The sequence below is a fragment of the Arthrobacter sp. Dra40 genome, from assembly GCF_059091905.1.
The window spans coordinates 1-12,071 of record NZ_JBNHHB010000155.1; the positions used below are offsets into that span (position 1 = coordinate 1).

At 64.8% G+C, this 12,071-nt stretch carries 12 protein-coding genes and 1 pseudogene; 8 read left to right on the plus strand and 5 right to left on the minus strand.

Annotation, left to right across the window (positions count from 1 at the left end):
- The coding region (locus AC5RWT_RS28595; RefSeq protein WP_494083142.1) for a polyphosphate kinase 2 family protein at positions 1–323 on the plus strand (323 nt) is incomplete at its 5' end.
- Between the two features lie 74 nt (positions 324–397).
- Here the strand turns inward: AC5RWT_RS28595 and AC5RWT_RS28600 are convergent.
- Together AC5RWT_RS28600 and xseA are read right to left on the minus strand one after the other, a co-directional pair.
- Complete coding sequence (locus AC5RWT_RS28600) at positions 398–682, minus strand: exodeoxyribonuclease VII small subunit (RefSeq protein ID WP_494046031.1); 285 nt, start codon at positions 680–682, stop codon at positions 398–400.
- 59 nt (positions 683–741) lie between these two features.
- Positions 742–1,998, minus strand: coding sequence for an exodeoxyribonuclease VII large subunit (gene xseA, locus AC5RWT_RS28605; RefSeq protein WP_494083143.1), 1,257 nt, complete (start codon positions 1,996–1,998; stop codon positions 742–744).
- A 172-nt stretch (positions 1,999–2,170) separates the two neighbouring features.
- Here xseA and AC5RWT_RS28610 point away from each other — a divergent pair, with 172 nt between their 5' ends.
- A complete protein-coding gene (locus AC5RWT_RS28610; RefSeq protein WP_494083144.1) occupies positions 2,171–3,013 on the plus strand; it encodes a hypothetical protein in 843 nt (280 codons plus the stop codon).
- Positions 3,014–3,022: 9 nt separating this feature from the next.
- A complete protein-coding gene (locus AC5RWT_RS28615; protein ID WP_494083145.1) occupies positions 3,023–4,108 on the plus strand; it encodes a 4-hydroxy-3-methylbut-2-enyl diphosphate reductase in 1,086 nt (361 codons plus the stop codon).
- Positions 4,109–4,174: 66 nt separating this feature from the next.
- Here AC5RWT_RS28615 and AC5RWT_RS28620 read toward each other — a convergent pair whose 3' ends face one another.
- On the minus strand, positions 4,175–5,386 hold the full coding sequence (locus AC5RWT_RS28620; RefSeq protein WP_494083146.1) for a DNA recombination protein RmuC: 1,212 nt from the start codon (positions 5,384–5,386) through the stop codon (positions 4,175–4,177).
- 78 nt (positions 5,387–5,464) lie between these two features.
- Here AC5RWT_RS28620 and ychF point away from each other — a divergent pair, with 78 nt between their 5' ends.
- A complete protein-coding gene (ychF, locus tag AC5RWT_RS28625; protein ID WP_494046036.1) occupies positions 5,465–6,550 on the plus strand; it encodes a redox-regulated ATPase YchF in 1,086 nt (361 codons plus the stop codon).
- Between the two features lie 561 nt (positions 6,551–7,111).
- Positions 7,112–7,375, plus strand: a complete 264-nt coding sequence (locus tag AC5RWT_RS28630; protein WP_494083147.1) for a hypothetical protein — start codon at positions 7,112–7,114, stop codon at positions 7,373–7,375.
- A gap of 540 nt (positions 7,376–7,915) precedes the next feature.
- Here the strand turns inward: AC5RWT_RS28630 and AC5RWT_RS28635 are convergent.
- Positions 7,916–8,623: pseudogene (locus AC5RWT_RS28635) on the minus strand (recombinase family protein).
- A 673-nt stretch (positions 8,624–9,296) separates the two neighbouring features.
- Positions 9,297–9,584, minus strand: a complete 288-nt coding sequence (locus AC5RWT_RS28640; RefSeq protein ID WP_494046039.1) for a hypothetical protein — start codon at positions 9,582–9,584, stop codon at positions 9,297–9,299.
- A gap of 901 nt (positions 9,585–10,485) precedes the next feature.
- On the opposite strand from AC5RWT_RS28640, the gene AC5RWT_RS28645 reads away from it, so the two are divergent.
- The 3 genes from AC5RWT_RS28645 to AC5RWT_RS28655 form a co-directional block, all read left to right on the plus strand.
- Positions 10,486–10,695, plus strand: coding sequence for an alpha/beta family hydrolase (locus AC5RWT_RS28645; RefSeq protein WP_494083148.1), 210 nt, complete (start codon positions 10,486–10,488; stop codon positions 10,693–10,695).
- Positions 10,696–10,699: 4 nt separating this feature from the next.
- On the plus strand, positions 10,700–10,852 hold the full coding sequence (locus AC5RWT_RS28650; RefSeq protein ID WP_494046041.1) for a hypothetical protein: 153 nt from the start codon (positions 10,700–10,702) through the stop codon (positions 10,850–10,852).
- 26 nt (positions 10,853–10,878) lie between these two features.
- Positions 10,879–12,071 (plus strand): cation:proton antiporter (locus tag AC5RWT_RS28655; protein WP_494083149.1); only part of this gene is annotated, 1,193 nt, incomplete at its 3' end.

Here is a 12,071-nt window from a genome sequence, read left to right on the forward strand (position 1 = left end):
AAGTCATGCTGCATCTGGGCAAGGTCGAACAAGGCAAGCGGTTGTTTGAGCGGATGGACCGGGCGGACAAATACTGGAAGTACGATCCGGGTGATGTGGACGAACGCCGCCTCTGGGACGAATACCGACAGGCCTATCAAGTGATGCTGGACCGGACCAGCACAGCCGATGCGCCGTGGTTCGTCGTGCCGGCGGACAACAAGTGGTACGCGCGGATTGCCGTGCAGGAGCTTTTGCTGCAGGCGTTGGAAGCCATCGACCCGCAGTGGCCACCGGCCCACTTCGACGTCGCCGCGGAAAAGGCCCGGCTCGCCGACTCGTAGCCGCGGCCGGAACGGCGGCAACGCGAGGCAGGCGTCCGCGCTGTGGCGGCCCTTCCTGTGGGCGTGCCGGGCGGCTAGAGCGGGGAGACCGGGGATGCAGGACTGCCGGCACTGCCGGCACTGACCGGCGACTCTCCGGCGTTGGTCGCGCTGCGGGCGGCGTCCAAACGTTGCCGCGCGCCTTCCAGCCAGGCCTCACAGCGGGCGGCCAGCGCTTCGCCGCGTTCCCACAGCGCCAGGGACTGCTCTAGGCTGGCGCCGCCGGCTTCCAACTGGCTGACAACGGCTACCAGCTCTTCGCGTGCCTGTTCATAGGACAAGGACGCGACATCGGCCGGCACTGCTGGCTGCTCTGTCATCGGGTTCTCGCTTTCGGTGCAATCATTTTGTTGGTGCTCGTGGGATTTCGGGAGCGGCGTCAGGGGAGTGTTTCGGCGGCGACCTCGCCGACCGCGAGGCGGAGACGCAGCCGGGTTCCGGGGGGAGCGTCGGCTGCATCGCGCAGCACGTGGCCATCCGGCAGTTGGGCTACGGCATAGCCGCGGTCCAGCGTGTTCTGAGGCGAAAGCGCACGTACCTGCGCTTTGAGATGGGCAATCCGGTCCGTATCCCGGTGCACGGCCGCGGAGACCGCTTGATGGGCCCGTGAGATGAGCCGGTGGAGATCGTCCGCCCGGACATCCACCATGCCGGCTGGATTCGCCATCACCGGACGGCTTCGCAGGGTGGCCAGCCGTTCGGATTCGCGATGGACCAGTTGCTCCACCCGCCGGGCCAGCATGGCACGGGCCTGGCCGATCCGGTGCAGTTCCTCGCTGACTTCCGGGACGATGCGCTTGGCTGCATCCGTGGGTGTCGAGGCGCGCAGGTCGGCAACGTCGTCCAGCAACGGACGGTCTGCTTCGTGTCCGATAGCACTGACAATCGGAGTGGCCGCCGCAGCCACGGCACGGACCAGGTCTTCGTTGCTGAAGGGCAGAAGATCTTCCAGCGAGCCGCCACCGCGGGCGATGACGATGACATCCACGTCCTGGCGGGCGTCGAGCTCCGCGAGTGCCCGCATCACCTGGGCCACCGCGTTCACGCCTTGGACGGCAACCTCGCGCACCTCGAATTCGACGGCAGGCCAGCGCAGCGAGGCATTCCGGATGACGTCCTTCATGGCGTCGGAATCCCGGCCGGTGATGAGGCCGATGCGGTGTGGCAGCAGCGGCAGGCGCTGCTTGCGCGACGGGTCGAACAGGCCTTCGGCGGCCAGCGCCCGGCGCAGCCGCTCCAGCCTCACCAGCAAATCTCCGAGCCCCACCGGCCGGATGTCGCGGGTCTGCATGGTCAGCCGCCCGGTCTTGATGTAAAGGTCCGGCTTGATCTGCGCCACGACGCGCGACCCCGGTTCGAGCGGCATCTCCAAACGTGCCATCACGCTGCCCCAGACCACCAGGCTGAACGATGCCTCGGCGTCGGTGTCCCGCAACGTCAGGTAGGTCGTCGAGTTCCGGCGATTGAGCTCAATCACTTGGCCCTCAACCCAGGTCGGCGGCACGCGGTCGATGTGCATCTTGAGCTTCTGGGAGAGCATCCGCAGCGGCCACGGGTTCTCCGCCGTCGTTTGGTTGGCAGTCGGGGGCAGGGTCGACTTCCCGGTGTCCGCGCCTTGGACCCCGCCTGACTCCATGAAGTGCCCCCTCCGGCAGTGTGCTTCCGTGTGCTTCCGGCGGCTGCCGAAGACTCTACATTCTTACCAGCTATCCCTGTCATTCGGATTCTCTGTTGTACTAGGTACAAATGACGCAGGGCTCGCGGGGCACCGCCGAACCACCTGATGAACGCCGAGGACGGAGGTAGCAGTGCGCGCATTGCTGGCCATGCTGTGCGGGCTTCTGGCTGTGCTTCTTGCAGGCGCCGCACTCGTCGGAGCGTGGGCAAATCAACGGGTGTTTGACCGCGACGGGTTTGTGTCGCTGGCTGCACCGCTTGGCAGCGATGCTGAATTCCGCGCAGCGCTTGCCTCCGCGGTAACGGAAGAAGTTGCCGGAACTGCAGGCCTGCCGGCAGGTCTGCAGGAGTTGATGCGCCCCATCGTCGAGCGGACCGCTGGGGCGGTCACTGAGCTGGATGGTTTTCCTGAGGCGCTGAATGAAACCCTGGCCAACTCGCACACCCTGACGTTTTCCGGAACGACGGCGTCGGAAGCCGGGATCACCCTGGATATTGCTCCCATCATGGGCCTGGCGGTTACGCGGGTAGCGGACGCTCTCGGCACCAGTCTTCCGGTCCCGGACCGGGTCCTGGTCCCGCTGGGCTCCGCCAAGACCGCGGGCCTGCTGACATTCTGGCAAGACCTGGCCGCGCAGTGGTGGGTAGCGGCGCTGGCTGCGGCCGCCGCGTTGGTGCTGATGCTGCTGGCCGCACGCCGCTCCACCACGGCACTGGCTTGGGCCGGTATTGGCACGGCATTGCTGGGCGGCATGCTCTGGCTGGCGGCCGGTCAGGTGCCGCCTTTGGCCGAGGGCGCGGCGGGCAACAGCGAGCTTGCCGTCACGTTCGTGGGGAGGCTGGCCGGACTGGCCGTGGCTGATTTCCGCTCGTGGGCTGCCGTTTTTGCCGGCGCCGGACTGGTGATTGCCGTGGCTGGTCTCACCCTGCGGGCCCTGCTGGGCGGGGACCGGCGGAAGAAGGCCACGGGCTAGCATAGAGGCATGGCCAGTACAGCAGTCTCCCTCTCCATGCCTACCGTTCCCCGCAAGCGACGTACTCCTGATGAGATCGCGTCAGCCACGCCAGTGGACGGCGACAAGAAGGTGCTGCTGGCAGCCCCCCGCGGATACTGTGCCGGCGTGGACCGTGCCGTGATCGCCGTCGAAAAGGCGCTGGAGCACTACGGTCCTCCGGTCTATGTGCGCAAGCAGATCGTCCACAATGTGCATGTGGTGTCCACGTTGGAGGAGAAGGGCGCCATCTTCGTTGAAGAGACGGACGAGGTTCCGGAAGGAGCGCTGGTCGTCTTCTCAGCACACGGAGTTAGCCCCGCCGTTGTGCAGTCTGCCGCGGACCGGCAGCTGCGCACCATTGATGCCACCTGCCCGCTGGTCACCAAGGTGCACCGCGAAGCCGTGCGGTTCGCCCGCGACGGCAACGAGATCCTCCTGATTGGTCACGAGGGGCACGAAGAAGTCGAAGGGACCTACGGCGAAGCCCCCGACCACACCACGATCGTCAACAACCCGGACGAGGCGCGGACTGTGCAGGTGCGCGACCCGAACAAACTGATCTGGCTCTCGCAGACGACGCTCTCTGTCGACGAGACATTGGAAATCGTCTCCATCCTGCGCGAACGCTTCCCGGCCCTGCAGGATCCGCCCAGCGATGACATCTGCTACGCCACCTCCAACCGCCAGGCGGCGATCAAGAAGATCGCACCGCAATCGGACCTGGTGATTGTGGTCGGCTCTGCGAACTCCTCCAACTCCGTCCGGCTGGTGGAGGTCGCCTTGGAATACGGTGCCAAAGTGGCCTACCGGGTGGATTTCGCCAATCAGGTGGACGAGTCCTGGTTCGAGGGCGTGGCCAGTGTCGGCGTGACCTCGGGCGCCTCCGTGCCGGAGGTGCTGGTGCGCGAGGTCTTGAGCCTGTTGGCCGACTACGGCTACGGCGAGGTGGAGGAAGTGGTCACCGCCCAAGAGGACATTCTGTTCTCCTTGCCGAAGGAACTGCGTGCCACGCTCAAGGAACGCGGCGATGAATCGCGCGGCCTCGGCGGCAGGGTCACCCGCCCGACAAGCTAAAGCGGCAAGGCCGCGACCCCGGGCGGGTGCTCGGGGCCGCGGCGCGGAGGAATCGGAACCGGCGCGCTAGGCGGCCGGATCCCTGTTTTCGATCAGCTCCGGGGCCGACAGCAACCGGGGCGTATTTTCCAAGGCTGCCGGCGCCGCGGGTTCCTCCAGCACCGTGGCGTCGAAGGCATTGATCTTCCGGGCGGTCGGCAGCACCCGCGACTCCAAGGTGCCGACGAACGAGTTGTACCGCTCGACCGAGCTCTTCAGCGAGGAACCCAGCCGCGTCACGTGCTCGCCCAGCGTTCCGAGCCGCTCGTAGAGTTGCCGGGACAGGTCGAAGATCTCGCGTGCGTTGTCCTTGAGGACCTCCTGCCGCCAGGTAAACGCCACCGACTTCAGCGTGGCCAGCAGCGAGACGGGGGAGACCAACGCAACGCTGCGGGCAAACGCATGGTCCAGCAGACCCGGATCAGCATGCAGGGCGGCGGACAGCACCGCTTCCGAGGGCAGGAAACACAGCACCAACTCGGGTGAGGCCTGCAGCTGCTCCCAATACTTGCGACCCGCCAAAGCATCCACATGTCCGCGCACCGCCTTGGCGTGGGCCGCCAGCAGATGGACACGTTGCTGCTGCTCGGCGGCCGATGCGGCCACCGGAATCTCCTGGGCCTGAAGGTAGGCCCGCAGCGGTACCTTGGCGTCCGCGACGATGGACTTTCCGCCGGGCAGCCGGATCAGCATGTCCGGGCGGCCGGTCCGGTCCGCGCCGGCCAGATGGACCTGCTCGTCAAAATCCACATGGGGGAGCATGCCGGCCGCTTCCACGACCCGGCGCAGTTGCACCTCGCCCCACTGGCCGCGGGCGGAGTTGGACTGCAACGCGGAGGCGAGCGTTTGCGTGGAACGCATCAGAGCCTCGTCACTGCGCTGGGCTGCGCGCAGCTGCTCGGCGAGCTGACCAAACTGCTCCACCCGGTCCCGTTCCAGCAGACTGACTTGCTGCTGGACCAGCTTGAGCTTCTCCCCGACAGGGATCAGGGCACGCAGCACCGTGTTCTCTTGCTCATCCTGGGCGGAGAGCTGCCTGTTCTGCTCGGCGAGCATCCGGCGCTCCGCCTCCACCCCGGCGAGGCGGGCAGAGAGCTCTGCCAGCCGGTCGCCGTCGTGCTTTGAAGCGTCCTGCAGATCCGCCAGACGGCGGCGGAAAAGGACAGCCACGGCCACGGCTCCGGCCGCGGCGCCAACGAACAAGGCCAGAAGAGCGAGAAGTACATGCGATGCATCCATGCCTTCACGATGCCAGCTGCCTCGGACAAAACAGGGAACGCCGGTCCTTGTGTCCCGGCCACGGTATCCTTGACTACCGTGGCTCTAACTATTGGCATCGTCGGACTGCCCAACGTCGGCAAATCAACTCTCTTTAACGCGCTGACCCGCAACAACGTGCTCGCGGCGAACTACCCGTTCGCCACCATCGAGCCGAACGTCGGCGTGGTTTCCTTGCCGGACCCCCGGCTGGAGAAGCTGGCGGGGATCTTCGGGTCGCAGCGGATCCTCCCGGCAACCGTGTCCTTCGTGGACATCGCCGGCATCGTCAAGGGCGCGTCCGAAGGTGAAGGGCTGGGCAACCAGTTCCTGGCCAACATCCGCGAGGCACAGGCAATTGCCCAGGTCATCCGCGTCTTCGACGACCCCGACGTAGTGCACGTGGACGGCAAGGTGGACCCGCGCTCGGACATGGAGACGATCAACACCGAGCTGATCCTGGCCGACCTGCAGACCTTGGAGAAGGCCATTCCGCGGGTGGAGAAGGAAGTCAAGATCAAGAAGCGCGACGCCGCCGAGCTGGCTGCCATGCAGGCGGCCCAGGCGGTGCTGGAGCGTGGCGACACCGTTTTCGCTTCGGTGGAGAGCGACAAGCTGGACGTGGAGAACCTCAAGGAACTGAGCCTGCTCACCGCCAAGCCGTTCATCTATGTGTTCAACGTGGACGACGCCGTGCTGGCCAGCCCGGAGCGCCAGGCCGAACTGCGCGCGCTGGTGGAGCCGGCCGACTGCGTCTTTTTGGATGCCAAGCTGGAAGCGGACCTCGTGGAACTGGACGAGGAAGAAGCCCGCGAGATGCTGGAGATGAACGGCCAGGACGAATCCGGGCTGGACCAGCTGGCGAGGGTCGGCTTCCACACCCTGGGCCTGCAGACCTACCTGACGGCTGGGCCGAAGGAAGCGCGAGCCTGGACCATCAACCGGGGCGACACCGCACCGCAGGCTGCCGGCGTCATCCACTCGGACTTCCAACGGGGTTTCATCAAGGCCGAAGTGGTTTCGTTCGCCGACCTGATTGACGCAGGGTCGATGGCGGAGGCCAAGTCCCGCGGCAAGGTGCGGATCGAAGGCAAGGACTATGTGATGGCCGACGGCGATGTGGTCGAGTTTAGGTTTAATGTATAGTCCCTGATCTCCCTGAGACCGTTAGCGATAACCGCTAAGATCCCGTGTTCTTGGCGGCCATGCGCTTTTGCGGTCACCCCGACTAGTCAAGATGATGCCGCCAACATTTCGGAGCACAAGGAATGACTGGCCAATGTTCCAGTGCCAGACCATGTGCCGGACGGTTAGAACGCTGAGGTGAGCGAGCCCCCCGCCCCGAAAGTTTGACGCATCGTTTTTCATGGATGGAGAGCCTTATCCCTCGCCTGCGGTCTTCCTGCAACCGGCGAGCAGGACGACCCACCAAAGTGCCATCCGAAGGGTGGCCTCCAGCCCTCCCGCCCTGCGCTTGGGCCCGGTTTAAAACGGGAATCGGCCTGTCCTGAGTTGAGGCGAGCCAGTCACTTTTCCCCGAAAGTAACTTCCTGTTGTGACCCCCTGTGTACGACGGAGTCAGCGCAGCCCCACGGGGCAGAACTCAGCCCTGTCGCAGCCTCCGCTACCGGCGTAGGCTTCGGCTGTGCCGGCTCTGTCCGCGGGATCCGTCCGCCCGGCCGGCAGTCGCCTACAAAGGAGTCCGCCATGACTGTTCTGGTCCAAAGCCTTGTGCCCGGCCTGACCCGGGAACAGTACGAAGGAATCGCCGCCGCTCTTGGGGACAAACTCATGGCCGCCCCCGGATTCAACGCCCATTACGCCTATGAGAGCGAAGGCGGGATGACCGTTGTGGAAATTTGGGAGGCGGCCACGCAGCACGACGCCTGGTTCGACAACAATGTCAGGCCAAACCTGCCGGTGGAGGTCACCCCGGAGAAGCACGAACTGGCGAACAAGATGACAGCCTAGTGCTGCTATTCGATCTCGTAGCGAAAGGCTTTGCGAGTCAGGTTCAGTTCGGTCGTCTGCAACAGGCCTCCGCGGCTCACGCTCGGAAGGGAGGACTTGAATTTGGCGTCGACGCTCTGAACAGCTGACTCCGTTCCCAACTCTCGCGGCTTTGCTGTCGCATGAGCTCCGTGCTTTCTTTGTGCTAGTAGACCATCGCCATCGTGTGGAGGCCGATTTGCTGGACTGCATACTCGAAGTCATCGTCCGGGGCGGCCCAAGACATTGGTCGGCTCGGCGCTATCGCAGGGTACTGGCGGCACGAACAGCAGACCGGCGGCTCGGACTGACTGCCCGGAGTGCGGCCTTGCCGGCGTCTGCGTGGCGGTCACCATGGAACTGGACCTGGACGGCTAGGAACGAACGGGGTTGCGGCTGTGCTGTTGCCCCGGATTCTCGCCCGAGGGGATGGGGCAGATGATGAGTGCGTAGTGACGGGCAGAGCATTCTCTTTGATGGAACGTGGTGGAATTTAGGTTTAATGTGTAATGTCGCTTGATTTCAGTTTTCTGGTCGCTGCCGCCAAACTCGAGACGAGCGTGCAAGTCCGTCCCGCTGGACACAGACAGCAGGCGTGTGGTTTGGTCGTTCTTTGGCGGCATTCTGAGATCGGTAGATGGCGCTCTGAGTCACAGGGGCTGGGGTGCGCGCTGGATGGCTCGGTAGCGCGTTGAACGGGCGACGCCGAAGAGTTCGCCGATCTCGGTCGTGGTGTGTGCGCCATCCCAGTGGAGCCTGACCAGGTGGGACTCTCGGGCTTTGGGGAGTTCGGCTTCTTCCCCCGGAGCCGGCCTTTGGCTTGGCCACGGCTATCCCCTCCCGGGTCCCGGCAGGGATCAGGTCGGCTTCGAACTCTGCCGCCATCCCCAGGACGGTGAAGAGGAGTTCACCCACTGGGTCGTGGGGATCGTAGATACTGCCGCCAAGGTTCAAGGCCACCCTTTGCGGGTGAGCTCGTCAGCGATGTCACTAAGCATCGGGCAGGGAACGGGCGAGACGATCAAGCTTGCTCACGGAGAGAGTATCCCGGGCGCGGCACGCGGCCAGCGCCGTTTCCAGTCCAGGACGCTCACGCTTGGTGCCTGTGAATCCATGGTCGAATAAGGTCGCGTCAGGGTGCCCTTCGGCCGCGCTAGGGCAGTGGCTATCGGCTGTCCCAGTGCCCGAGAACAGTCCCCTCGACGCCCGCGGCGGCGGAATCCTCGCCAGCCCCTACCCGGTATGAATGCTGAGGCGTAGTTCGAATCTTGTCCAGCAGCCCCTACTCCCGTGGATGGCGCGCAAACCCGATCCAACCCTTGGAGCACGCAATGGCACTCTTACTCATACTGCACCGCGTCGCCGACTACGACGACTGGCGAAAGGTCTACGATTCCGTGGCAGACATGCAGGAATTCGCCGAGGTAACCAGCGAGTCCGTGCACCGAATGGTCGACGACCCGAACAACGTTCTCGTGCTCCCGCTACTTCGATTCCGTCGACAAGGCCCGCGCCTTCACGATCCTCCCGCAACTGAAAGATGCGATGCAGCGGGCCGGAGTCCAGGGCGAGCCGCGCTTCGAGTTCTACGAATAGAAGACGCTTCGACGACTCTGGCGGCAGTGTTCGGCCCGGTGTAAGCGGTTGACGAATTTGCACGAGGGCTTTAACGAATCGTTCACCTGGGAGCGCAGAGGCAGGCGCTGCCGGGCTACCGCCACAGCCCTTCGTTTGCCAGGAAGGGCGCGAAAATCGTCCTCGCCGCCAGCGCGGCCTCGACGGCGGCGGTGGTTTGCTCGGGGCGCTTGGGAAACGCTTAGGCTCAGGGCGTGATCCTCATCGGCATTGCCCATACCAGGTCGGCTACGGGACGTGCCGCATCCGACCGGCTGAATGCATGCGCTCAGTCGTTGAGCTTGTCGGTGGCGACTTCGTACTCTTCGACTTCAAGGATCTCCAGCGTTAGGGAGTTACTTGCCTCAGAGCGAAGGCTGCTCGCCATTTCCTTGCTTGCAGTCAGGTTTTCCTCCGTGTCGTATAGTGCGATGGACAAGGATTTGCCGTTCCCCTTTCCGTTCATGAAATAGAAGCCCCGGCAGCCGGGGAGTTCCAGCACCCGCTTGACGATATCCTCCGGGGGTCCGCTGGAAGTGTCCTGGCTGCCTCGGTAAGTGCTGACTCGAGCGAACATGTTGCCTCCAATGGTTATTAGCTGGAGCCTCGCCTGCCGCTGCCTATGACAGGCGCAATTTCGAGGGTGGAGACAGCCTCGCGGCAAGCTATATCGGTGGTTCGAGCTCCTCCCACCAGTAGGCACTCCTTAGCGCCTCCGGGCAATGCCGGGACTCGACAATAATGCCAGCACTTCGTCGGCGGTAGGCCTACTTGAAGTCGCACAGGAATTGCTGTGCACTTCCGCCGCTTTCCATGCCGGAGACCGCGCGCACTATCTCGATACTCCAACCGCGAGGGGGCGGCCGTGATCACAGTAAGGATGACAATAAGGCTATTCAGCCACAGAACGTGGTGGAGTTCCGGTTTAACGTCTGAGCGGGAGCCCGGCGATCCGTGCAAGCAGGCGGGTCATTCGGGCCATGGGGGGCCTGCGGTGCGCTTGGTCTCGGAGCGCCTACGTTTTCCTTCGAGCCGACGACGTCGCGAGCCACTCGTGGGCCGGCTTGATCGCCGGACGACGGGGGAACTGATGGGCCTGCGGGCATGGGCCATCCTGTGCATGAGGTGGAGCAGCTACACCCTGCGGGAGAGGATCACCAACACGGCCGCTCAATGTCCGCGGCCATTCCCAATGGATAGGGGTTTCGTCGTCGACGAGCCTGTTCACAGCTGAATCATCGAAGACCAATCGGTGCATCGTCCGCGCTAAGAGCCAAAAGCGCATTGTGTAGATCCAGCTAAGAGGGGGGCGCGCCTCGAGACGGATGCTCGATTGTGTCAGTAAGGGTGCGAAGTCGCCTGGCAGCAGCTCGGGCATCGCCTAGAACGTTTGTGGCGAACTTTGGATCATCCGCTTGATCGCCGTACCAATAAAAGACGCGGTCCCGCCGCCTACGTCGTCACCGCCCGCGTGCACCATGCCCGACTCACCAGACGGGCGCAGGAACTCCGGGAGTTCTGCCTCCGCAGCCGAGAACATTCCCGCAGCCGGGCTGGTCTACCTCGGCTATCCGCTGCACCCGCCGGGCAAGCCGGACAAGCTCCGCGACGAGCACCTCTACGGAATGGACCTGCCGTGCTCTTCCTGCAGGGACCGGCGACGCCTTCGCCACCCCGGCGCTGCTTGAGGCCGTGGTGGCGCGGATCGGGCCCAACGCGACGCTCGCCTGGCAGGAAGGCGGCGACCATTCCTTCGCTGTCAAGGGGCTCAAGCGCGCCGCCGACGACGACGCCGGAGCCTCGCTGGCGCACCCGGCCGCGGAATTCCTGCGCACGCACCGCTGACCGGAGCATCCTGCCAGAATTGGTTCATGGACGTCGCTGTCAGTCTGCTGGCCCTGGTGGTTGTGGTTTGCGCGGTCAGCGCGCTCGGCCGCCGGTTGAAAGTCTCCGTCCCGCTCCTGCTGGTGCTGGCCGGCGTTGCGGGCTCCTATCTGCCCTTCATTCCACCGGTGGTCCTGATCCCGGACATCGTCCTGATCGGGGTCCTGCCGCCGCTGCTCTATGCGGCAGCACTGCGCACCTCGGTGGTGGAGTTCCAGGCCAACAAGCGGTCGATCGGACTGCTCTCGGTCGGCTACGTGATCTTCGGTACCGTCACCATCGGACTGGTGGTCTGGTGGCTGCTGCCCGACGTCCCGCTGCCGGCCGCGTTTGCCCTCGGCGCCGTGGTCGCGCCACCCGACGCCGTGGCCGCCACGTCGATCGCCCGGCGGGTGGGCATGCCGCGGCGGATCGTGAACATCCTTGAGGGCGAGTCGCTAGTCAACGATGCAACAGCACTGGTCCTACTCCGGGCCTCGATTGCCGCGATAGCCGGCAGTGTCACCCTGCTGCAGATCGGACTGGAGTTCCTGCTCGCGGTGGCCGGCGGAGCGGCGGCCGGAGCGGCTGCTGCCTGGCTGCTGCTGCAGATCCGCAGGAGGGTGCGCAATGTAGCCATTAACACCTCAATGTCGCTGGCCGCTCCCTTCGTGGCGTTCATCCCGGCCGAGGCAATCCATGCCTCCGGCGTCCTGGCGGTGGTCGTCGCCGGACTGATCATCGGCACTCGGAGTCCCGCCATGCCCGGCGGTGCATCCCGGTTGAGCCAGCGCAGCAACTGGGCCACCGTACAGTTCCTGCTGGAAAATTCCGTCTTCCTGCTGATCGGGCTGCAGGTGCGATCGATCATCGATGCCGCGAACGCTGACCCGCTCGGTATCGGGCGCGCCTGGTGGACCTGCGCGGTGGTGCTCCTGTCAGTACTGGTCCTGCGCCCGGTCTGGGTATTTCCCACCATTTACCTCCCGCGCCTGGTCCCGCGGATCAGACGATCGGACCCGGCGCCGGGCTGGCAGGTACCCGCCGTTGTCTCGTGGGCCGGGATGCGCGGCGTGGTGACCCTGGCAGCAGCCCTGGTCCTGCCGCAGGACATACCCCACCGCCAGGTTCTCGTCCTCGCCGCCCTGGCCGTAGTGGGCGGAACCTTGGTGCTGCAGGGATTCAGCCTGCCCTGGCTGGT

What these genes read in the sequence shown, in the direction of transcription:
- AC5RWT_RS28640 (WP_494046039.1), bottom strand. Translation starts at nt 9,584, where the DNA reads ATGTTCGCTCGAGTCAGCACTTACCGAGGCAGCCAGGACACTTCCAGC.
- AC5RWT_RS28600 (WP_494046031.1), bottom strand. Translation starts at nt 682, where the DNA reads ATGACAGAGCAGCCAGCAGTGCCGGCCGATGTCGCGTCCTTGTCCTAT.
- AC5RWT_RS28645 (WP_494083148.1), top strand. Translation starts at nt 10,486, where the DNA reads ATGCCCGACTCACCAGACGGGCGCAGGAACTCCGGGAGTTCTGCCTCC.
- AC5RWT_RS28630 (WP_494083147.1), top strand. Translation starts at nt 7,112, where the DNA reads ATGACTGTTCTGGTCCAAAGCCTTGTGCCCGGCCTGACCCGGGAACAG.
- AC5RWT_RS28620 (WP_494083146.1), bottom strand. Translation starts at nt 5,386, where the DNA reads ATGGATGCATCGCATGTACTTCTCGCTCTTCTGGCCTTGTTCGTTGGC.
- AC5RWT_RS28615 (WP_494083145.1), top strand. Translation starts at nt 3,023, where the DNA reads ATGGCCAGTACAGCAGTCTCCCTCTCCATGCCTACCGTTCCCCGCAAG.
- xseA (WP_494083143.1), bottom strand. Translation starts at nt 1,998, where the DNA reads ATGGAGTCAGGCGGGGTCCAAGGCGCGGACACCGGGAAGTCGACCCTG.